15 protein-coding genes are annotated in these 21,668 nt (G+C 65.1%); 11 read left to right on the forward strand and 4 right to left on the reverse strand.

Going from position 1 to position 21,668, the window contains the following annotated elements; all coding sequences use genetic code 11:
• Positions 1-443 precede the first annotated feature (443 nt).
• Both AADZ55_RS23125 and gltB read right to left on the reverse strand, forming a co-directional pair.
• The gene (locus AADZ55_RS23125) at positions 444-1,910 is read right to left on the reverse strand and encodes a glutamate synthase subunit beta (protein ID WP_085324676.1); all 1,467 of its coding nucleotides are present in this window, start codon (positions 1,908-1,910) and stop codon (positions 444-446) included.
• Positions 1,903-6,498, reverse strand: a complete 4,596-nt coding sequence (gene gltB, locus AADZ55_RS23130; RefSeq protein WP_085324677.1) for a glutamate synthase large subunit — start codon at positions 6,496-6,498, stop codon at positions 1,903-1,905. Before gltB ends, AADZ55_RS23125 begins: the two co-directional genes overlap by 8 nt.
• 719 nt (positions 6,499-7,217) lie before the next feature.
• On the opposite strand from gltB, the gene AADZ55_RS23135 reads away from it, so the two are divergent.
• Positions 7,218-8,519 carry a MinD/ParA family ATP-binding protein gene (locus AADZ55_RS23135; RefSeq protein WP_085324678.1) on the forward strand — a complete coding sequence of 434 codons (1,302 nt, stop codon included), beginning with the start codon at positions 7,218-7,220 and terminating at the stop codon, positions 8,517-8,519.
• A 52-nt stretch (positions 8,520-8,571) separates the two neighbouring features.
• Here the strand turns inward: AADZ55_RS23135 and sigI are convergent, their stop codons facing one another.
• Positions 8,572-9,498, reverse strand: coding sequence for an RNA polymerase sigma factor SigI (gene sigI, locus AADZ55_RS23140; protein WP_085324679.1), 927 nt, complete (start codon positions 9,496-9,498; stop codon positions 8,572-8,574).
• A 120-nt stretch (positions 9,499-9,618) separates the two neighbouring features.
• Between sigI and AADZ55_RS23145 the strand changes: the two genes are divergently transcribed.
• Positions 9,619-10,485 (forward strand): NAD(P)H-binding protein, encoded by an 867-nt coding sequence (locus tag AADZ55_RS23145; protein ID WP_119184938.1) that lies wholly within the window; start codon positions 9,619-9,621, stop codon positions 10,483-10,485.
• Positions 10,478-10,936 (forward strand): nitroreductase family deazaflavin-dependent oxidoreductase, encoded by a 459-nt coding sequence (locus AADZ55_RS23150; RefSeq protein ID WP_085324680.1) that lies wholly within the window; start codon positions 10,478-10,480, stop codon positions 10,934-10,936. Before AADZ55_RS23145 ends, AADZ55_RS23150 begins: the two co-directional genes overlap by 8 nt.
• Positions 10,937-11,063: 127 nt before the next feature.
• Here AADZ55_RS23150 and AADZ55_RS23155 read toward each other — a convergent pair whose 3' ends face one another.
• On the reverse strand, positions 11,064-11,354 hold the full coding sequence (locus AADZ55_RS23155; RefSeq protein ID WP_085324681.1) for a WhiB family transcriptional regulator: 291 nt from the start codon (positions 11,352-11,354) through the stop codon (positions 11,064-11,066).
• Positions 11,355-11,819: 465 nt separating this feature from the next.
• Here AADZ55_RS23155 and AADZ55_RS23160 point away from each other — a divergent pair, with 465 nt between their 5' ends.
• The 8 genes from AADZ55_RS23160 (at position 11,820) to eccCa1 (ending at position 21,666) form a co-directional block, all read left to right on the forward strand.
• Positions 11,820-12,932 (forward strand): FHA domain-containing protein, encoded by a 1,113-nt coding sequence (locus tag AADZ55_RS23160; protein WP_119184939.1) that lies wholly within the window; start codon positions 11,820-11,822, stop codon positions 12,930-12,932.
• Positions 12,933-13,175: 243 nt separating this feature from the next.
• Positions 13,176-14,420, forward strand: coding sequence for an EspA/EspE family type VII secretion system effector (locus AADZ55_RS23165; RefSeq protein ID WP_085324682.1), 1,245 nt, complete (start codon positions 13,176-13,178; stop codon positions 14,418-14,420).
• Between the two features lie 88 nt (positions 14,421-14,508).
• A complete protein-coding gene (locus AADZ55_RS23170; RefSeq protein ID WP_085324683.1) occupies positions 14,509-14,820 on the forward strand; it encodes an ESX-1 secretion-associated protein in 312 nt (103 codons plus the stop codon).
• A gap of 2 nt (positions 14,821-14,822) precedes the next feature.
• On the forward strand, positions 14,823-15,674 hold the full coding sequence (locus AADZ55_RS23175; RefSeq protein WP_085324684.1) for an ESX secretion-associated protein EspG: 852 nt from the start codon (positions 14,823-14,825) through the stop codon (positions 15,672-15,674).
• Between the two features lie 37 nt (positions 15,675-15,711).
• The gene (locus tag AADZ55_RS23180) at positions 15,712-16,263 is read left to right on the forward strand and encodes a DUF2694 domain-containing protein (protein ID WP_085324685.1); all 552 of its coding nucleotides are present in this window, start codon (positions 15,712-15,714) and stop codon (positions 16,261-16,263) included.
• Complete coding sequence (eccA1, locus tag AADZ55_RS23185; RefSeq protein WP_085324686.1) at positions 16,256-17,977, forward strand: type VII secretion system ESX-1 AAA family ATPase EccA1; 1,722 nt, start codon at positions 16,256-16,258, stop codon at positions 17,975-17,977. Before AADZ55_RS23180 ends, eccA1 begins: the two co-directional genes overlap by 8 nt.
• 3 nt (positions 17,978-17,980) lie before the next feature.
• Complete coding sequence (eccB, locus tag AADZ55_RS23190) at positions 17,981-19,423, forward strand: type VII secretion protein EccB (RefSeq protein WP_341286243.1); 1,443 nt, start codon at positions 17,981-17,983, stop codon at positions 19,421-19,423.
• Positions 19,423-21,666: a type VII secretion system ESX-1 FtsK/SpoIIIE family ATPase EccCa1 gene (gene eccCa1, locus AADZ55_RS23195; RefSeq protein WP_085327618.1), complete on the forward strand. Its 2,244-nt coding sequence runs from the start codon at positions 19,423-19,425 to the stop codon at positions 21,664-21,666. The genes eccB and eccCa1 overlap by 1 nt, the downstream gene beginning before the upstream one ends.
• Positions 21,667-21,668: the final 2 nt, after the last annotated feature.

Below are 21,668 nucleotides of genomic sequence, written 5' to 3' on the forward strand. Positions count from 1 at the left end.
CCCGCACCTGGATTCAGAACGCAGCTGCGGGCAGTCCAGACGCCCTGGAAGCACCGGCGGAGACGTCCGGGAGCCGGGGCTCCGATAGATAACAACTCGACAAAGATGAGCAAACCCGTCGCGGCCCAAGCGGGGCGCCGGCCGAGCGATTAGATGGCGAAGCGCAGTAGCTCTTCAGCGGTAATCAGGCGCTCGTGCTTGGCGGGGAACTCGTGACTCTTTACCGGGTGACGAAACCATGACCAGGCTATTCGCCCCATCCTTGACCGGGGTACTGGGTTGGTACGCACAGTGACACTCCTGCGATCGGACAATTCAACTGGGACCTCACCCGCGACCTCTATGTGACGAAGCCCACATCTGGTTATTAGACACCTCGACTCTGGCAAACAGAGAACGACGCGCCGAGCAATTATCAAATGTTTCTGGTGTGATTATTGTGACTACTGAAGCGGGGCGGCCGTCGGCTTTACCGGCGCCGGCAACGCGGTGGCACCCATCAGATACCGGTCCGCACCGGCCGCCGCGGCCCTGCCCTCGGCAATCGCCCAGACGATCAATGACTGACCCCGGCCCATATCACCGGCTACGAACACACCGGAAACCGAAGTGTCGAAGTCGGCGCCGCGGGCCACGTTCCCGCGCTCGGTGAACTTCACCCCGAGGTCGGTGAGCAGGCCAGGCTTCTCCGGGCCGACGAAGCCCATCGCCAGCAACACCAGGTCGGCCTCGAGCTCGAAGTCGGAGTCCTCAACCTTGACGAACTTGCCGTCCTGCATGGTCACCTCGTGTGCCCGCAGCGCGCGCACGCTCCCGTCCTTGCCGACGAACTCCTCGGTGTTGACCGAGAACACCCGCTCACCACCTTCCTCGTGCGCCGCCGATACCCGGTACATCAGCGGGTAGGTCGGCCACGGGGTGGATTCGGCGCGGGCGTCTGGTGGACGCGGCATGATCTCGAACTGGTGCACGGCGATCGCACCCTGGCGGTGCACGGTACCCAGGCAGTCCGCCCCGGTATCGCCGCCGCCGATGATGACGACTTTCTTGCCCTTGGCGGTGATCGGCGGCTGCCCGTTGTCGTCTAGGACGTCATCGCCTTCTTGCACCCGGTTGGCCCATGGCAGAAATTCCATCGCTTGATGGATGCCATCCAGCTCGCGGCCGGGAATCGGCAACTCGCGCCACGCGGTTGCACCACCGGCCAGTACCACCGCATCGAAATCGGCGCGTAGCTGTTCGGCGGAAATGTCGACTCCGACGTTGACACCGGACCGGAATTCGGTTCCCTCGGCCCGCATTTGGTCCAGACGCCGATCAAGGTGCCGCTTTTCCATTTTGAATTCCGGGATGCCATAGCGCAGCAATCCGCCAATGCGATCGTCGCGCTCGAAAACGGTAACGCTGTGACCCGCGCGGGTGAGCTGCTGGGCGGCAGCCAGGCCGGCGGGTCCCGAACCCACCACGGCGACGGTCTTTCCGGTCAGCTGCTGCGGCGGAAGCGGCTGCACCCAGCCTTCGTCGAAGGCCTTGTCGATGATCTCCAGCTCGATCTGCTTGATCGTCACCGGATCCTGGTTGATGCCGAGCACACAGGCCGGCTCGCACGGTGCCGGACACAGCCGGCCCGTGAAGTCGGGAAAGTTGTTGGTGGCGTGCAGCCGTTCGATCGCGTCGCGCCAGCGGCCCCGACGCACCAGGTCGTTCCATTCCGGGATCAAGTTACCCAGCGGACATCCGTTGTGACAGAACGGAATGCCGCAGTCCATGCAGCGAGTCGCCTGTTGGCGCAAGGTCTCGTTATCGAATTCCTCGTAGACTTCCTGCCAGTCGCGCAGCCGCAGCGGGACAGGCCGGCGCTGCGGCAACTTCCGGTCGGTGTACTTGAGGAAGCCGCTCGGATCAGCCATGCGCAGCCGCCATGATCGCCTTGTCGACATCCACGCCGTCGCGTTCGGCCAGAGCGATCGCTTCCAGGACCCGCTTGTAGTCACGCGGCATTACCTTGGTGAAGTGACGCTGCTGTCCCGCCCAATCGGCCAGGATCCGCCGGCCGACCGCGGAATCGGTGGCGTCGACGTGCGCCTGTACGGTGCCGTACAGCCAGTCCACGTCATCCTCGTCGAGGGTCTCGAGTTCGACCATCTCCGAATTCAGGTTGGCCGGCAGTTCACCATTGGGGTCGTACACATAGGCCACACCGCCGGACATACCGGCCGCGAAGTTACGGCCCGTGCGGCCCAGGATGACCACCCTGCCTCCAGTCATGTACTCGCACCCGTGATCGCCCACACCCTCGACCACAGCGTGGGCCCCGGAGTTGCGCACCGCGAACCGTTCGCCGACCACGCCGCGCAGGTAGACCTCCCCGCTGGTGGCGCCGAACAGAATCACGTTGCCCCCGATGATGTTGTCTTCAGCTACATAATCCTGCGGTGCGTCGTCGGACGGCCGCACCACAATCCGGCCACCGGACAGCCCCTTACCGACGTAGTCATTGGCGTCGCCGTAGATGCGCAAGGTAATTCCATTGGGTACAAAGGCGCCGAAGCTGTTGCCCGCCGATCCGTCGAACGTGATGTCGATGGTTCCATCCGGCAAGCCTTGGCCGCCATAGGCCTTCGTCAGCTCGTGGCCGAGCATGGTGCCCACCGTGCGGTTGACGTTGCCTATGGTGGTGGAGAACCGGACGGGTTTCCCGGAATCCAGTGCTTCCCTGCTCATCACGATCAGCTGCTGATCGAGCGCCTTGTCCAGGCCGTGATCCTGGCGCGAGCTGCAGTACAGATCCTGATTCATGAAGGCCGATTCCGGCTCGTGGAGCACGGGCGTCAGATCCAACCTGTGCGCCTTCCAGTGTGCGCGTGCCAACGTGGTGTCCAACGCACCGGCTTGGCCGACCGCCTCGTTCAAGGTGCGGAAGCCCAACTGCGCCATATATTCCCGGATTTCCTCGGCAACGAACATGAAGAAGTTCTCCACGAACTCGGGCTTTCCGGTGAACCGCTCGCGCAGCACCGGGTTCTGGGTGGCGACACCGACCGGGCAAGTGTCGAGGTGGCACACCCGCATCATGATGCAGCCGGCGACCACCAATGGCGCCGTGGCGAAGCCGAATTCTTCCGCCCCGAGCAGCGTGGCGATCATCACGTCGCGGCCCGTCTTTAGCTGACCGTCCACCTGGACCACAATTCGATCGCGTAACCCGTTGAGCAACAAGGTCTGTTGCGTCTCGGCCAGACCCAACTCCCACGGTGCGCCGGCGTGCTTCATCGATGTCAGCGGGGTCGCGCCGGTGCCGCCGTCATGCCCGGAGATCAGGACCACGTCGGCATGCGCTTTGGAAACTCCAGCCGCAACCGTCCCTACCCCATTTTCGGAGACCAGCTTCACGTGCACCCGCGCGGACGGGTTGGCGTTCTTCAGGTCGTGGATCAGCTGCGCCAGATCCTCAATGGAGTAGATGTCGTGGTGGGGCGGCGGCGAGATCAGTCCGACACCTGGCGTTGAGTGCCGGACCTCGGCGACCCACGGGTACACCTTGTGTCCCGGAAGTTGGCCTCCTTCACCAGGTTTCGCACCTTGCGCCATCTTGATCTGGATGTCGGTGCAGTTGGTCAGGTAGTGCGAGGTAACCCCAAATCGTGCGGAGGCGACCTGCTTGATCGCACTGCGGCGCCAGTCCCCGTTAGGGTCGGGGTCATAGCGGCGGGCGTCCTCGCCGCCCTCACCGCAGTTCGATCGGCCCCCCAGCCGGTTCATCGCAATGGCTAGCGTCTCGTGCGCCTCAGCGGAGATCGAACCGTAGCTCATCGCCCCCGTCGAGAAGCGCTTGACGATTTCGCTGGCGGGTTCGACCTCGTCCAGCGGAACCGGCGGACGCACGCCGGTACGGAACTTGAGCAGACCACGCAGCGACGCCATCCGCTCGCTCTGATCGTCGACCAGCCGGGTGTACTCCTTGAAGATCTTGTACTGGCCGGTCCGCGTGGAATGCTGCAGCTTGAACACCGTCTCCGGGTTGAACAGGTGGTACTCGCCCTCGCGGCGCCACTGGTATTCCCCGCCCACCTCGAGTTCGCGGTGCGCGCGTTCGTCCGGCCGGTCCAGGTAGGCCAGCCTGTGCCGGGCGGCGACGTCGGCGGCGATGTCTTCCAGGGTGATCCCGCCGGTGGGGCAGGTCAGCCCGGTGAAGTATTCGTCGAGCACTTCCTCGCAGATGCCGACCGCCTGGAACAGTTGGGCACCGGTGTAGGAGGCCAGCGTCGAGATGCCCATCTTGGACATCACTTTCAGCACACCCTTACCAGCGGCCTTGACGTAGTTGTTCAGCGCCGTGTCGCGATCTAGCCCATTGGAAAAGCCGTCGATGACGCCACGGTCGATCATGTCCTCGATCGACTCGAACACCAGATAGGGATTCACCGCGGCGACACCGCAACCGACCAGCATCGCCATGTGATGCACTTCGCGGGCATCACCGGATTCGACCACCAAACCCACCTGGGTGCGGGTCCGGTCGCGCACCAAGTGGTGGTGCACCGCACCAACGGCGAGCAGCGACGGTATGGGTGCCATCCGCTCGTCGGACTCGCGGTCGGACAAGATGATGACTCGCGCACCATCGGCAATCGCCGCAGACGCCTGCTCGCGTATCTCGGTGAGCGCGGCGGCCAGCCCGGCGCCTCCCTCGGCGACCTGGTACAGACAGCGAATCACTTTGGATCGCATACCGTGCGGGCGCCCATTGACCTCATCGTCGGGGTTGAGGCTGACCAGCTTGGCCAGCTCGTGGTTACGCAGAATCGGCTGGGGCAGCACGATCTGGTGACACGAGTGCTCGTCCGGGTTCAGCAGGTCACGCTCACCGCCGGTGGTGCCCTGCAGGCTGGTCACCACCTCCTCGCGAATGGCGTCCAACGGCGGGTTGGTCACCTGGGCGAACAGCTGATGGAAGTAGTCGTAGAGCATCCGGGGACGCTGCGACAGCACCGCAACTGGAGTGTCGGTCCCCATCGACCCGATCGGCTCGGCTCCGGCCCGAACCATCGGCGCCACCAGCAGGTTGAGTTCCTCGTAGGTGTAACCGAATGCCAACTGCCGCATGACGAGTCGATGGTGGGGCATCCGCACGGCCTTACCCGCCGGTAGTTCGTCGAGCGGAACCAGCCCTTGGTCGAGCCACTGCTGATAGGGGTGCTCGGCCGCCAGCTCCGCCTTGATCTCCTCGTCGTCGACGATGCGGCCCTGCGCCATGTCCACCAGGAACATCCGGCCCGGCTGCAACCGCATCCGGCGTACCACCTTCGACGGAGGTAGGTCCAGCACACCGGCCTCGGAGGCCATCACCACCAAACCGTCGTCGGTGACCCAGATCCGCGATGGGCGCAGGCCATTGCGGTCGAGGACAGCGCCCACCACCACGCCGTCGGTGAACGTCATCGACGCCGGACCGTCCCACGGTTCCATTAGCGACGCGTGGTACTGGTAAAACGCGCGCCGCGCGGGGTCCATCGACGCGTGGCGTTCCCACGCTTCGGGGATCATCATCAACACCGCGTGGGCCAAGCTGCGTCCACCCAGATGCAGCAGCTCAAGCACCTCGTCGAAGCGCGCGGTGTCGGAGGCGCCCGGTGTACAAATCGGGAACAGCTTCGCCACGTCGGCTTCCGAGCCGAAGATGTCGGTTTTGATCAACGCCTCACGGGCCCGCATCCAGTTCTCGTTGCCAGTGACGGTATTGATCTCCCCGTTGTGGGCGATTCGCCGGAACGGATGCGCCAGCGGCCAGGACGGGAACGTGTTGGTGGAGAATCGGGAGTGCACAATGCCCAGTGCGCTGGTCAACCGGTCGTCCTGCAGGTCCAGGTAAAACGCTTTCAGCTGCGGGGTGGTCAGCATGCCCTTGTAGACGAACGTCCGGCCGGAGAGGCTGGGGAAGTAGACGGTTTCCCGGCCGGGCCCGTCTTGGCCTGGGCCTTTGGTGCCGAGTTCGTGCTCGGCGCGCTTGCGCACGACGTAGCAGCGCCGTTCCAGCGTCATACCGGAGGCCCCCGCGATGAACACCTGCCGGAAGGTGGGCATCGCGTCGCGAGATAAGGCACCCAGCGACGAGTCGTCGGTGGGCACGTTTCGCCAACCCAGTACCTGCAGCCCCTCGGCTTCGGCGATCTTCTGCACCGCGGCGCAGGCCGCCGCCGCGTCTTTGGACGACTGCGGCAAGAATGCGATACCGGTGGCGTAGCTGCCCGGGGCGGGCAACTCGAAATCAACGACCTCCCGGAGGAATGCGTCCGGGACCTGAATGAGGATGCCGGCGCCGTCGCCGCTGCGCGGTTCGGCGCCCTGGGCGCCGCGATGTTCAAGGTTGAGCAACGCGGTAATCGCCTTGTCCACAATGTCGCGGCTACGCCGGCCGTGCATATCCACGACCATGGCTACCCCGCACGAATCGTGTTCGAATGCGGAGTTGTACAGCCCGACGCGCTTGGGCGTCATTCCCACCTAACCCTTCAGCAGACGTTCTGCGCGGCCGCGTTTGCGGATTCGACGGGGCCGCACCCGGAGGTAGCGGGCGAGACCCCTTCGGTCTTGTCGGTCGGCTGTCCGTCAAGCGGAAACAGTCCGGTCAGGGCTTCGTCCGTGCGCCGCTGAACGCCTAACCCTGGAATCGGGCTCGACAAGTCGTAAAACGATATGACAAAACCCGCCTGACATGCCAACTTTCCCCAATACTAACCCGTCGAGCGGCGGCACCGTACCTGCAGCGCGGCCAGCGACCAACCACGATGTCACGTGCAGCTTTCCCGGTCGACAATTGGCGGCGCTACCTGCGTGCCGAGCCGATCGCTAGCCACAGGAAACACTTAGATAAGTTTGCTGCGGTAGCTACAGGACACCCCTGGTTGCCGCTTGCAGCGGCGCGAGCAGCCGCCGGAACGGCGGGTATCCGTGTTGTTGCGTGGGGAAGTCGGCGCGGCGGCAACGCCGTGGAGCCCCCCAGAGTTTGCACAATACTAATAAGAGTCTAAAACAGACAACAAACTAGTCAGCCGCCGGTCCAGGACGGCCAACCCATCTCACGCGGCAGGCCGCCAACCGATACTGGGCGATACTGGTCAGCATCCGGCGTTGGCGGCCTGATCACGGGGCCTATCGGCCGCGCCCGCCCCAGCCGGCCACCGCCGGCGATCGGTCGCCTGTCAGCTGAGGAGCCCATGAACGAACGCGACGAATTCATGCGGGACCGGGTGCGGCCACACCAACCGGGCGCGCCTCGCGGATATCCGCCCCAATCGCGGTCCGGAGATCCCCGACCGGCACCGCCGCCCGCTGTCGTGCCCCGGCCCCACCCGCGTGCTGCTCCCCCTAAACCACCCGGGCCACCACCACCTGCGCCCGCACCGCGACGACAGCCCGATCCCCCGCCGCCGTTGCCGCACCCGGCGCAGGCTACGCCACGATCCGACATCCCGCAGCGCCCGGCACCGGACCGGCCCCGCCCAGTGCCGGACCCGCAGTCACCATCGCGCCAGCCGGCGCCGCACGCTGACGTCCCGCCGCCCGCGCCGAGCCCCTGGGCCGATCCCGCCCTGGCGCCGGTCCGCAGTCGGGCGCAACCCGGCGAGCGCGGTTGGCGACGCATCGCGCGGCTGGCCACCTTTGGCCTTGTCCACCCGGGCCCATCGGGCACGCAGCGCCAGGAGGCCGAGTTCGACTTGGCCATCCGCACCGTCCTGCATGGCAACCACAAGGTCGGCGTGGTGGGCAAGGGGGGTGTCGGAAAGACATCGGTGGCGGCTTGCGTCGGATCGGTCCTCGCCGAACTGCGCCGGCAGGACCGGATCGTCGCGATCGACGCCGACACCGCGTTCGGCAGGCTGAGTAGCAGAATCGATCCTTCGGTAGCCGACTCGTTCTGGGAGCTGACCGCCGACAAGAACCTGCAGTCGTTCACCGATGTCGCCGGGCGCCTGGGCAGGAATTCCGCCGGGCTGTACGTACTGGCGGGCCAGCCGGCACCCGGTCCGCGCCGGGTGCTCGATCCGGCGATCTACCGGGAAGCCGCGCTGCGGCTGGATCGCCATTTCGCGATCTCGGTTATCGACTGTGGCTCGTCGATGGACGCAGCGGTCACCCAAGAAGTCCTGCGTGATCTGGATGCGCTGATCGTGGTGTCCTCACCGTGGGCGGATGGCGCCTCCGCCGCTGCCAAGACCATCGAATGGTTGTCGGACCACGACCGCACGGGTTTGTTGCAACGCAGCATCGTGGTGCTCAACGATTCTGACGGGCACGCCGACAAGCGCACCAGGTCGGTGCTGGCCCGCGAATTCATCGAGCACGGACAGCTGGTGGTCCAGGTGCCCTTCGATCCCCATCTACGGCCCGGCGGCATCGTCGATGTGAGCCACGAAATGGCGCCAGCGACGCGGCTGAAGTTCCGGGAGATCGCGGCGACGGTCGCGCGGTACTTCGCGTCGCAACCCGATGGTGCGCGCGACAACCCGCCCCAGTAACCGGGCTGGTCGCCGGATCTCCTCGTGCACAACCCATGCTGCCCACCGCCAATCACCTCGGTGGCCTGACCCGCGACGAGCGGGCCGGTACGTGTCGGGCCGGCGCCGTGCGCGCCGACGGGTCCGCCGTCGCCACGATCTTGGCGACGAGACCGCCGCGGATGGTGAGCACAACAACGGCGAAGAGCCGCCGGTCACCGAACGCCAGCACCACCGGCTCCCCGGCCGGGCCGCTGACCAGCGTCACCCCCGGCCCCAGATAGCGCAGCAAGTTGGTGGCCACCTCGTGCGGCCCATGGCTGATCTGCGGTGGCGGCGGCGGGTCCGCCAGGACCGTCCCCGCCCCCCAGACCGTCGGATCCAAGACCGCGGTCAGCGCGGCGATATCGCCGTTGGCACATGCGGTGATGAACTTCTCGGTGACCAGCTGGTGCTCGGCCGGGGCCACTTCGCTCAACCTTGGTTGTGCCGTCGCGAACTTGGCGCGCGCGCGTCGCGCCAGCTGGCGGCAGGTGCCAACGGGGCGGCCGACGGTTTCGGCGATCGTGCCGAACGGGACGCCGAACACGTCGTGCAAGACGAAAGCCACCCGCTCAGCGGGACTGAGTCTGCGCAGGACTTCCAACAGTGCAGTGCGGATCTCGTCGTCGAGGGTGACCCGGTTAGCGGGGTCCAAGCGGCGTGACTCGCCAATCGTGGCCCGCCGGTCGGCAACGGCGGGGTCGCCGGGCCGTTCGTAGCGGGCTCGCGCCGAACGCAGCTGATCCAGGCAGAGCCGGCTGGTGACCACGGTAAGCCAGCCGCGGATATCGTCGATCCGGTTCGGATCCGCCCGTGAAAGCCGCAGGAACGCGTCTTGCGCCGCGTCTTCCGCGTCACCGACATCGCCGAGTATCTGGTACCCGAGATTGACCAGATACGAATGGTGATGTCGCCAGGCCTCGATGACCTGGTCGCTCGGTGCCGGTGATTGGTTCATGAGTCATCGACGATTCGTTGGCCAGAAAAGTTACTCCGCCGACTTTAGGCGGGATGTAACTTTCCCACCTTCCGGCGCGTCCTTGGTGAAGTAGCCGTCTCACCCGTAAGGAGGTGCGCTGTGACGATCGTCGTCGTGACCGGAGCGACCGGCCATGTCGGCCGCCCTCTGGTCACCGAACTGGCCGCCGCGGGCGCCCGAGTGCGGGCGATCACCCGCACCCCGCGCTGCGCCGACTTTCCCCCTGGCGTCGAGACGGTCTGCTCGGCGGCAGCGGCACTACCGGGAGCATCGGCGGTGTTCCTCAACTCCCGCGCGCTGGGCCAATCCCTCGCCGATGCGGTCGCCCGGTGTGTGGCCGCCGGAGTCACCAAGCTGGTTGCGCTGTCGGCCATCAATGTCGACGACGACTTCTCGCGGCAGCCATCGCGCTTCCGCGGGGACCGCAACGCGGAGGTTGAACAGCTCGCCGTCGACTCCGGGCTGGCCTGGGTAAGCCTGCGGCCCACGATGTTTGCCACAAACTTCAGCGGTATGTGGTCGGCGCAGATCCGTGCCGGTGATGTAGTGACCGGCCCGTATGCCGCGGCTTCCAACGCCCCGATCGCCGAGAGCGATGTTTCGGCGGTCGCGGCACGGGCCCTGCTCACCGACCACCTCGTGGGCCAGAAGATCGGGTTAACCGGTCCGCACGCGTTGACCAACGTAGAGCTCGTACAGACCATTGGCGCCGTCCTGAACCGTCCACTGCAGTATCGGGAAATACCGCCGGATGAGGCGCGGCGCCGATTTACCACCGTGGGTTTCACCGCCGAATTCGGGGAAGCCTATCTGGCCATGCTCGCGTCGACGGTCGGCGAACCCGCGCCGGTCACCCACAACGTGGCCAAGATCCTGGACCGCCCGGCGATCACGTTCGCTCAGTGGGTGTCCCAGCACCGTGACGTATTCACCAACCCGATCGAGCGGAGGTCCAGACATGGCTGACATTTTGAATCCCCAACCGCCCCGCTACCTCAAGCCAATGAACAAGGTCATGATGGCGGCGCAAAAGCTCGGGATACCGACCGGCCCCGCGATGGTGCTCACGGTGCCAGGCCGCAGGTCGGGTCGCCCGCGCAGCACACCGCTGACGCCGTTCGAATTTCGGGGCGGACTCTACGTTGTGGCCGGCTATCCCGGCGGGGACTGGGCGGCCAATGCCCGGGCCGCCCGCACCGGCACGCTGGCCCGGGGACGCCGGTCGCGACGGGTACACATCGTCGAGTTGACTGCCGAGGAAGCACGCCCGGTGCTGCGCGCGTTTCCTATTCAAGTGCCGGTCGGTGTCGCCTTCGCGAAGCGTTCCGGGATGGTGCGCGACGGCACGGCCGACGAATTCGAGGCACTGGCGGGAAGACTCGCCGTGTTCCGATTCGATCCGTTCGGCGGGCCGTAGGGCAACACGGCGCCCAACGTAGGCAGCGCGAGAAACCTCTTTCGATTCCTCGCGCTGTCTACATTCAGGGCATGTCACCGCCACCCCACCGCAGACCCCTCGAATCAGCGGCTCCCTGGCGGTTGCGTTATGCCGATTGGGCAGACACCCGGTGGTCACGCACGGGGTAACCGTTGCGCTCGGCCAGAGACCGCAGCTGACCCAACGCGAACGCCCGCGCCCGGCCCGCTTCGGGAATCACGACGCCCGCCCACAGTCCTTCCGCACCCGCGGACTCGACGGCGTCGCGGGCACACATCCACCTGCGCGGACAGGCCCGGCACAGGGTCTTGGCCTCGTCGTCGGGAGTTGTCGTCCAGCGATCGGGGTCTTGCGTGCAAACGCCGAGCGGGACCTCGAACAGGGCGATGGCGGTCATATCTACGTTCCTCCAGAAAGCGTTGCAGGTTTGTAGCTTCTGCCACGGAAGCGTATCCCACCAACCATCGCGTTGCAACAGTTAACGCTTTCCGCTGGCCAGCAGTGCTACGGCTCCGGTTCCGCGAGGTCTCAGTGTAGTTGGACATTCCTCTTCGGCCACGGCATATATGCTGTTAATCAGCTGTGTATCTGGTCGAACGGGCGTGGACCCGGCCGCCCGGAGCGGTACTCCCAGGATAGAAACTGTTCCTGGCTGCCACACTTCGAGGTAAGCTGAACCGTAGCGGCAGTCCGGTTTAACCGAGTTTTGGTCAACAGGCGCTGGGTAGCGGGCCGTCGCGGCTACGGATCCAAAAACGTAGCGAAGCCATAGCATTAGAAGGGTGCAACGGTTAAGATGATGGCCGGTGGATCACCGGCCATCCAGCCCTCCCTAATGCCCACGAGCGAGGAACCGACGTAGATGCCGAACGTTGAGTCGAATGCCGGGCCAGCACTGCTGGTCGTGCACAGCGGCGACGCATCGCACACGATCGAGCCTCGCGGCGACCTCGTGGCCATTGGCCGCGCGCGTGCGGCCGGCGTACAAATCCACGATTCGCAGATCTCTCAGTTACATCTGCAAGCGGTATCCGATGATGGACGGTGGCGGATCGTCGACGACAGCCCAAGCGGTATGTTCGTCGACGGACGACGCAGAAGCTCGGTGACCGTCAGCGACAGAACCATCGTCCGGTTCGGCGATCCCACTGGAGGCAAGGCGTTGACGTTCGAAGTCGTCAGGCCGTCGGATTCCACCGCACAGCGCGGCCGTGAAAAACCACCAGCGGGCGACTCGGACGGTCAAACAACCACCGCCCAGACCGGCGCACCGGATCCCGGTGTGGTTCGCGCAGGGGCGGCCGCTGCCGCGCGCCGGCGCGAACTCGACATCAGTCAGCGCAGCCTGGCGGCAGACGGGATCATCAACGCGGGTGCGCTCATCGCCTTCGAAAAGGGCCGCAGCTGGCCCCGGGAACGAACCCGCGCCAAGCTCGAAGAAGTGTTGCAGTGGCCCGCAGGGACCATCACCCGCATCCGCCGCGGTGAGCCCGCAGAGCCCACAGCAACCCCCGATGCACCCCCGGGCGTCCGGCCCGCGGACGGCCCGGCGTCGTTGATCGCGCAGGCCGTCAATGCCGCCGTCGACGGATGCAGTCTGGCCATCGCATCGTTACCGCCGACCGAGGATCCCGAGTTCACCGAACGGGCGGCGCCGATTCTTGCTGATTTGCGTCAGCTTGAGGCGATAGCGGTCCAAGCGACCCGCATCAGCCGGATTACCCCGGAATTGATCAAAGCGCTGGGCGCGGTACGCCGCCACCATGACGAATTAATGAGGCTGGGAGCAACCGCCCCAGGTGCCACGCTGGCGCAACGTTTATATGCTGCCCGGCGGCGCGCGAACCTTTCCACACTGGAGACTGCACAAGCAGCCGGCGTCACGGAAGAAATGATCGTCCGCGCTGAAGCCGAGGAGGAGTTACCCGCGGAAGCCGCCGAGGCGATCGAAGCGCTGATCAGTCAGATCAATTGAGGTCGATGCCGGGCGCCCCCACAAGCACAAGCATGCCGGAACGCTCGGATCCAATGGTCCGGGGAGCGTTATCGTTGCCCCGATGTTTCGCCGTGCGATCAATCATGCTGCGCGCTCGAAAACCCCCGCCTCGTCAAAAAATTCGTGCATCGACCCCCGTCTGAGCGCTGCTAAGCTCAACGTGCAGAGCAAAGGTGCAGATAAAGACAGTGCACATGAACAGCGAGCGTGAGGAAGACGTAAATGGCATCGGGTAGCGGTCTTTGCAAGTCGACCAGTAACTTCATCTGGGGCCAGTTGTTATTGCTGGGGGAGGGAATCCCAGACCCGGGCGACATATTCAACGCCGGTTCGTCTCTGTTCAAGCAAATCAGTGAGCAGATGGGGCTCGCCATTCCGGGTACCAACTGGATCGGCCAAGCGGCGGAGGCCTATCTAAACCAGAACATCGCCCAACAACTTCGCGCGAAGGTGATGGGTGATCTCGACAAACTGACCGGCAACATGATTTCAAATCAGGCCGAATACGTCTCCAACACGCGCGACGTCCTGCGCGCAATGAAGAAGATGGTTGACGGAGTCTACAAAGCTTGTAAGAAACTAGAAAAAGTCTGGCTCATCGGCGACGCCCTATCGTGGGCACTCGCGATCCCGTCCTGCGGTCTGGCGATGGCCGTGGTCGGTGGCGCACTGCTCTATCTGACGATCATGACGCTGATGAACGCGACCAACCTGCAGGGGATTCTCGGCAGGCTGATCGAGATGTTGACGACCCTGCCCACCTTCCCCGGCCTACCCGGCTTGCCCAGCCTCCCGGAGATCATCGACGGCCTCTGGCCGCCGAAGTTGCCCGAGATTCCCATCCCCGGCCTACCCAACATTCCGGGGTTGCCCGAGTTCAACTGGCCGCCCACCCCCGGCGGCCCGTTGTTCCCCGAGTTCCCGAACATCCCCGGGTTCCCCGGGTTCCCCTCGCTGCCCGGGATCCCCGGATTCCCTTCTCTCCCCGGGATCCCCGGATTCCCCTCGTTGCCTGGGTTGCCCAGCATTCCCGATTTGTTCCCCGGCCTGCCTGGTCTGGGCGATCTGCTGCCCGGCGTGGGCAACTTGGGCAAGCTGCCCACCTGGACCGAGTTGGCCGCCTTGCCCGATTTCTTGGGCGGCTTCGCCGGCCTGCCCAGCTTGAGTTTCGGCAACCTGCTCGGCTTCGCCGGTTTGCCCACCGTGGGCCAGGTCACGGCGACCATGGGCCAGCTGCAACACCTGGTGGCTGCGGGCGGTGGGCCGGGTCAACTGGCCAGCATGGGCGGCCAACAGGCACAAATGATCTCCTCGCAGGCCCAGCAGGGCGGCCAGCAGGCCACCCTGGTGAGCGACAAGAAGGAAGACGACGAGGGCGCCGCCGCAGGCATGACCGATGCGGAGCGCGCACCCATCGACGCTGGAACCGCAGCCCGGCGACCGAAGCCGGAGGGGACCGTCCTTTGACGCCGGGCAACCAGTCGCGGCAAGTCCATGCCATAGCGAGCCAAAGCCATAGCGAGTAGAAAGTTAAACGTAGAGGAGGGTCCAACCCATGACAGGAATTCTCGGCGTCGTACCTTCGTTCCTGAAGGTGCTGGCGGGCATGCACAACCAGATCGTCGGCGATCTCAAGAAGGCGACCGATACGGTCTCCGGGATCAGCGGACGGGTCCAGATCACCCACGGTTCGTTCACTTCGAAATTCAATGACACTCTGCAAGAGTTCGAGACCACCCGCGCCAGCACGGGCACGGGTCTGCAGGGCGTCACCGGCGGGCTGGCCAAGAATCTGCTTTCGGCGGCCAGCGCGTACCTCAACGCTGATGATGGCCTAGCCGGCGTTATCGACAAGATTTTTGGTTGATCGTGACAGGTCCGCTCGCTGCCGGCCGCGCGGGCACCGCCGACGACGTCGTGGGCGTCGAGTTGACCATCGACGGCATGTTGGTGATCGCCGACCGTTTGCACCTGGTCGATTTCCCTGTCACGCTTGGGATTCGACCCAACATCCCACAAGAGGATCTGCGAGACATCGTCTGGGAACAGGTGCAGCGTGACCTGACCGCGCAAGGAGTGCTGGACGTCCACGGGGAGCCCCAACCGACGGTCGCGGAGATGGTCGAAACCCTCAGTAGGCCCGACCGGACCCTGGAAGGTCGGTGGTGGCGGCGCGACCTGGGCGGCGTCATGGTCCGCTTTGTCGTGTGTCGCAGGGGCGACCGCCATGTGATCGCGGCACGCGACGGCGACATGTTCGTGCTGCAGCTGGTGGCAGCGCAGGTCGGCTTGGCGGGCATGGTGACAGCGGTGCTGGGACCTGCCGAACCCGCGAACGTCGAGCCGCTGACGGGTATGGCGACCGAGTTGGCCGAATGCACAACCGCGTCCCAGTTGGCGCAGTACGGCATCGCACCAGCCTCGGCCCGCATCTATGCCGAGGTCGTGGGCAACCCGACCAGCTGGGTGGAGATCGTCGCGAGCCAACGCCACCCCGGTGGCACCACGACGCAGACCGACGCGGCCGCTGGTGTCCTGGACTCCAAGCTCGGCAGGTTGGTGTCGCTTCCCCGCCGTGTCGGCGGGGATCTGTACGGCAGCTTCCTGCCCGGCACTGAGCAGAACCTGCAGCGCGCGCTGGACAGCTTACTGGAGCTGCTCCCAGCGGGCGGTTGGTTGGACCACGCCTCAGATCACGCCCAAGCCTCGGTCCGAGGCTGACCACTCACTTTCCGCTACGACTTCAGAAAGGGGCGCCATGGTGGACCTGCCCGGCAACGACGACGACCACGGTGATCTCTCCGCCTTGGATTTCACCGCCGCCGATACCGATGATGCGTCGACACTTGACGCCCTGGACGATTACGCGCCGGTCGAGACCGAGGACTCCGCGGCCGACCTGGATGCCCTGCATTCGCTAACCGAACGGGACGAAGAGCATGAGCTGGAGTTGTTCACGGTAGCCAACCCCCAGGGGTCGGTGTCGGTTACGGCCCTGATGGACGGCAAGATCCAACGTGTCGAGCTGAACGACAAAGTGACCAGCATGACCGAAGCGCAGCTCGCGGACGAGATTTTCGTCATTGCGGATCTGGCCCGGCAAAAGGCTCGGGCCTCTCAATACACGTTCCTGGTGGAAAACATTGGTGAGCTGACGGACGAGGACCCAGAGGGCAGCGCCCTGCTACGTGAATTCGTGGGGATGACCCTGAATTTGCCGACGCCGGAAGAGGCTGCCGCGGCCGAAGCCGAAGTGTTCGCAACCCGTTACGACGTCGATTACACCTCTCGATACAAAGCCGATGACTGATCGCTTGGCCAATCTGTTCGAAAGCGCCGTCAGCATGTTGCCGATGTCAGAGGCGCGGTCACTGGATCTGTTCACCGAGATCACCAATTACGACGAATCCGCTTGCGACGCATGGATCGGCCGGATCCGGTGTGGAGACACAGACCGGGTGACGCTGTTTCGCGCCTGGTATTCGCGCCGCAACTTCGGGCAGTTGTCGGGGTCGGTCCAAATCTCGATGAACACCCTGGGGGCGAGGGTTGCGATCGGCGGCCTGTACGGCGACATCACCTATCCGGTCACGTCGCCGCTGGCGATCACCATGGGGTTTGCCGCGTGCGAAGCCGGGCAGGGCAATTACGCCGACGCGATGGAAGCCCTTGAGGCTACCCCCGTCGCCGGCTCCGAGCACCTGGTGGCGTGGCTGAAGGCGGTGGTTTACGGCGCGGCTGAACGCTGGACCGACGTGATTGACGACGTCAAGGGCGCCGGAAAATGGCCGGACAAGTTTTTGGCCGGTGCGGCCGGGGTGGCGCACGGCGTCGCCGCGGCAAACCTGGGCTTGTTCACCGAGGCCGAACGCCGACTCACCGAAGCCAACGACTCGCCAGCAGGTGAAGCGTGTGCGCGCGCCATCGCGTGGTATCTGGCGATGGCACGCCGCAGCCAGGGCAACGAAGACGCCGCGGTGGCGCTGCTGGAATGGTTGCAGACCACTCACCCTGAGCCCAAAGTGGCAGCGGCGCTGAAGGATCCGTCCTATCGGTTGAAGACGACCACCACCGAACAGATCGCCTCACGCGCCGATCCGTGGGATCCGGGCAGTGTCGTGACCGACAACTCCGGTCGGGAGCGGCTGCTCGCCGAGGCCCAAGCCGAACTGGATCGCCAGATCGGTCTCACCCGGGTCAAGAATCAGATTGAGCGCTACCGAGCGGCAACAATGATGGCCCGCGTTCGCGAAGCCAAGGGTATGAAGGTTGCCCAGCCCAGCAAGCACATGATTTTTACCGGACCACCCGGAACCGGCAAGACCACGATCGCGCGGGTGGTGGCCAACATCCTGGCTGGCTTGGGCGTCATAGCCGAACCGAAACTCGTCGAGACGTCGCGCAAGGACTTCGTGGCCGAGTACGAGGGACAGTCGGCGGTCAAGACCGCTAAAACGATCGATCAGGCGCTGGGCGGCGTGCTGTTCATCGACGAAGCCTATGCGCTCGTCCAGGAACGGGACGGGCGCACCGATCCGTTCGGTCAAGAGGCGCTGGACACACTGCTGGCGCGGATGGAGAACGACCGGGACCGGCTGGTGGTGATCATCGCCGGTTACAGCTCGGACATTGATCGGCTGCTGGAAACCAATGAGGGTCTGCGGTCGCGCTTCGCCACTCGCATCGAGTTCGACACCTATTCCCCTGAAGAGCTCCTCGAAATCGCCAAAGTCATTGCCGCTGCTGATGACTCGGCATTGAGCGTAGAAGCGGCCGAAAACTTTCTGGAGGCCGCCAAGCTGTTGGATCAGCGCACGTTGCGCGGCCGGCCCGCGCTCGATGTCGCCGGCAACGGTCGGTACGCGCGCCAGCTCGTGGAGGCCAGCGAGCAGTGCCGGGACATGCGCCTGGCCCAGGTCCTCGATATCGACACGCTCGACGAGGACCGGCTTCGCGAGATCAACGGAGCGGATATGACCGAGGCGATCGCCGCGGTGCACGGGCACCTGAACATGAGAGAATGAGCCATGGGGCTTCGCCTGACCACCAAGGTTCAGGTTAGCGGCTGGCGTTTCCTGTTACGCCGGCTCGAGCATGCCATCGTGCGCCGTGACACCCGGATGTTCGACGACCCGCTGCAGTTCTACAGCCGGTCGGTCGCTCTTGGCATCGTCGTCGCGGTGCTGATTCTGGCGGGCGCCGCGCTGCTGGCCTACTTTAAACCACAGGGCAAGCTCGGCGGCACCAGCCTGCTCACCGACCGCGCGACCAACCAGCTTTATGTGATCCTGTCGGGACAGTTGCATCCGGTCTACAACCTGACTTCGGCGCGGCTGGTGCTGGGCAACCCGGCCACCCCGGCCACCGTGAAGTCCTCCGAATTGAGCAAGCTGCCCATGGGCCAGACCATCGGCATCCCCGGCGCCCCCTACGCCACCCCCGTTTCGGGGGGCAGCACCTCGATCTGGACCCTGTGCGACACCGTCGCCCGAGCCGACACCGCGTCCCCGGCGGTGCAGACAGCGGTCATCGCGATGCCGCTGGTGATCGATCCCGCGATCGATCCGCTGCAGGCCAACCAGGCGGTGCTGGTGTCCTATCAGGACCGGACGTGGATCGTCACGCACAAGGGACGCCACGCCATCGATCTGACCGACCGGGCCCTCACCTCGTCGATGGGGATACCCGTGACCGCCAGGGCGACCCCGATCTCGGAGGGCATGTTCAACGCGCTACCCGACATGGGGTCCTGGCAGCTGCCGCCGATACCGGCCGCCGGCGCGCCCAACGATCTGGGGTTACCTGCCGATCTGGTGATCGGGTCGGTATTCCAGATCCACACCGACAAGGGGCCCCAATACTATGTGGTGCTGCCCGATGGCATCGCGCAGGTCAACGCGACGACCGCGGCGGCGCTGCGCGCCACCCAGTCACACGGACTGGTGGCGCCTCCCGCGATGGTGCCCAGCCTGGTCGTCAGAATTCCAGAGCGCGTTTACGGCTCGCCGCTGCCCGACGAACCGCTCAAGATTGTGTCCCGGCCCGAGGATCCCACGCTGTGCTGGTCGTGGGAGCGCAGCGCCGGTGACCAATCGCCGCGGACCACAGTGCTGTCCGGCCGGCATCTACCGATACCGCCGTCGGCGATGAACATGGGAATTAAGCAGATCCATGGGACGGCAACCATTTTCCTGGACGGCGGGAAGTTCGTGGCGTTGCAGTCCCCGGATCCCCGCTACACCGAATCGATGTATTACGTCGATCCGCAGGGCGTGCGTTACGGGGTGCCCGACGCCGACGCGGCCAAGGCGCTGGGTCTGAGCTCGCCCCAGAACGCCCCCTGGGAGATCGTCCGACTCCTGGTTGACGGCCCGGTGCTGTCCAAGGATGCCGCCCTGCTCGAGCACGATACCCTGCCGGCCGACCCAAGCCCCCGAAAAGTTCCCGCCGGAGCGTCCGGAGCACCCTGATGACGACCAAGAAGTTCACCCCGACAATCACCCGCGGCCCCCGGTTGACCCCGGGCGAGATCAGCCTCACGCCACCCGATGACCTCGGCATCGACATCCCACCATCGGGTGTCCAGAAGATCCTTCCCTACGTGATGGGCGGCGCCATGCTCGGCATGATCGCCATCATGGTCGCCGGCGGTACCAGGCAGCTGTCACCGTACATGTTGATGATGCCGCTGATGATGATCGTGATGATGGTCGGCGGTTTGGCCGGTAGCAGCGGCGGGGGCGGCAAGAAGGTGCCCGAAATCAACGCCGACCGCAAGGAGTACCTGCGCTATCTGGCTGGACTGCGCACCCGGGTGACATCTTCGGCCACCTCTCAGGTGTCGTTCTTCAGTTACCACGCACCACATCCCGACGATCTGTTGTCGATCGTCGGCACCCAGCGGCAGTGGTCCCGGCCGGCCAACGCCGACTTCTATGCGGCCACCCGCATCGGTATCGGCGACCAGCCGGCGGTGGACCGGTTGTTGAAGCCGGCCGTCGGCGGAGAGCTGGCCGCCGCCAGCGCTGCGCCTCAGCCGTTCCTGGAGCCGGTCAGCCACATGTGGGTGGTCAAGTTTCTACGCACCCATGGACTGATCCATGACTGCCCGAAACTGCTGCAACTGCGTACGTTTCCGACGATCGCGATCGGCGGGGACCGGGCGGGGGCGGCCGGCCTGCTGACAGCGATGATCTGCCACCTGGCCGTGTTCCATCCACCGGACCTGCTGGAGATCCGGGTGCTCACCGAGGAGCCCGACGATCCCGACTGGTCCTGGCTCAAATGGCTTCCGCATGTGCAGCATCTGACCGAAACCGATGCCGCTGGGTCCACCCGGCTGATCTTCACGCGCCAGGAAGGTCTGTCGGATCTGGCCGCGCGCGGACCGCACGCGCCCGATTCGCTACCGGGCGGCCCCTATGTCGTCGTCGTCGACCTGACCGGCGGCAAGGCGGGGTTCCCGCCCGACGGCAGGGCCGGTGTCACGGTGATCACGTTGGGCAACCATCGCGGCTCGGCCTACCGAATCAGGGTTGACGAGGACGGGACGGCCGACGATCGGCTCCCGAACCAATCGTTTCGTCAGGTGACATCGGTCACCGATCGCATGTCGCCGCAGCAAGCCAGCCGTATCGCCCGAAAGCTGGCCGGCTGGTCCATCACGGGCACCATCCTCGACAAGACCTCGCGGGTCCAGAAGAAGGTGGCTACCGACTGGCACCAGCTGGTTGGTGCCCAGACCGTCGAGGAGATTGTGCCCTCCCGGTGGCGGATGTACACCGACACCGACCGTGACCGGCTCAAGATCCCGTTCGGTCATGAACTCAAGACCGGCAACGTCATGTACCTGGACATCAAGGAGGGCGCGGAGTTCGGCGGCGGACCGCACGGCATGCTCATCGGCACCACGGGGTCCGGAAAGTCCGAGTTCTTGCGCACCCTGATCCTGTCGCTGGTGGCAATGACCCATCCGGATCAGGTCAATCTCCTGCTCACCGACTTCAAGGGTGGTTCGACCTTCCTGGGAATGGAAAAGCTTCCGCATACGGCCGCCGTCGTCACCAACATGGCCGAGGAGGCGGAGCTCGTCAGCCGGATGGGCGAGGTGTTGACCGGAGAGCTCGATCGGCGCCAGTCGATCCTCCGTCAGGCCGGGATGAAGGTCGGCGCGGCGGGCGCCCTGTCCGGTGTCGCCGAATACGAGAAGTACCGCGAGCGCGGTGCCGACCTACCCCCGCTGCCAACGCTTTTCGTCGTCGTCGACGAGTTCGCCGAGCTGCTGCAGAGCCACCCGGACTTCATCGGGCTGTTCGACCGGATCTGCCGGGTGGGGCGGTCGCTGCGGGTCCATCTGCTGCTGGCTACCCAGTCGCTGCAAACCGGCGGGGTGCGCATCGACAAACTGGAACCCAACCTGACATACCGAATCGCGTTGCGCACCACCAGCTCTCATGAATCCAAGGCGGTGATCGGAACTCCGGAAGCGCAGTACATCACCAACAAGGAGAGCGGCGTCGGGTTCCTCCGGATCGGCATGGAAGACCCGGTCAAGTTCAGCACCTTCTATATCAGTGGTCCGTACGTTCCCCCGGCGACGGGCGCCGAAACCAATGGTGAAGCCGGAGGGGCCGGCCAGCAGACCACCAGACAGGCCGTGCGGATCCACAGGTTCACCGCGGCGCCGGTTATCGACGAGGCGCTGTCACCATGACC

Origin of the sequence: Mycobacterium decipiens, assembly GCF_963853665.1 — a bacterium.
In the GTDB taxonomy this organism is placed as follows: domain Bacteria; phylum Actinomycetota; class Actinomycetes; order Mycobacteriales; family Mycobacteriaceae; genus Mycobacterium; species Mycobacterium decipiens.

Bases quoted from the DNA above. Each gene is read 5' to 3' on its own strand.
- AADZ55_RS23160 (WP_119184939.1), top strand. From the start codon at position 11,820: ATGCCGAACGTTGAGTCGAATGCCGGGCCAGCACTGCTGGTCGTGCAC.
- AADZ55_RS23180 (WP_085324685.1), top strand. From the start codon at position 15,712: ATGGTGGACCTGCCCGGCAACGACGACGACCACGGTGATCTCTCCGCC.
- sigI (WP_085324679.1), bottom strand. From the start codon at position 9,498: ATGAACCAATCACCGGCACCGAGCGACCAGGTCATCGAGGCCTGGCGA.
- eccB (WP_341286243.1), top strand. From the start codon at position 17,981: ATGGGGCTTCGCCTGACCACCAAGGTTCAGGTTAGCGGCTGGCGTTTC.
- AADZ55_RS23165 (WP_085324682.1), top strand. From the start codon at position 13,176: ATGGCATCGGGTAGCGGTCTTTGCAAGTCGACCAGTAACTTCATCTGG.
- gltB (WP_085324677.1), bottom strand. From the start codon at position 6,498: ATGACGCCCAAGCGCGTCGGGCTGTACAACTCCGCATTCGAACACGAT.
- AADZ55_RS23170 (WP_085324683.1), top strand. From the start codon at position 14,509: ATGACAGGAATTCTCGGCGTCGTACCTTCGTTCCTGAAGGTGCTGGCG.
- AADZ55_RS23125 (WP_085324676.1), bottom strand. From the start codon at position 1,910: ATGGCTGATCCGAGCGGCTTCCTCAAGTACACCGACCGGAAGTTGCCG.
- AADZ55_RS23155 (WP_085324681.1), bottom strand. From the start codon at position 11,354: ATGACCGCCATCGCCCTGTTCGAGGTCCCGCTCGGCGTTTGCACGCAA.
- eccCa1 (WP_085327618.1), top strand. From the start codon at position 19,423: ATGACGACCAAGAAGTTCACCCCGACAATCACCCGCGGCCCCCGGTTG.
- eccA1 (WP_085324686.1), top strand. From the start codon at position 16,256: ATGACTGATCGCTTGGCCAATCTGTTCGAAAGCGCCGTCAGCATGTTG.
- AADZ55_RS23150 (WP_085324680.1), top strand. From the start codon at position 10,478: ATGGCTGACATTTTGAATCCCCAACCGCCCCGCTACCTCAAGCCAATG.
- AADZ55_RS23135 (WP_085324678.1), top strand. From the start codon at position 7,218: ATGAACGAACGCGACGAATTCATGCGGGACCGGGTGCGGCCACACCAA.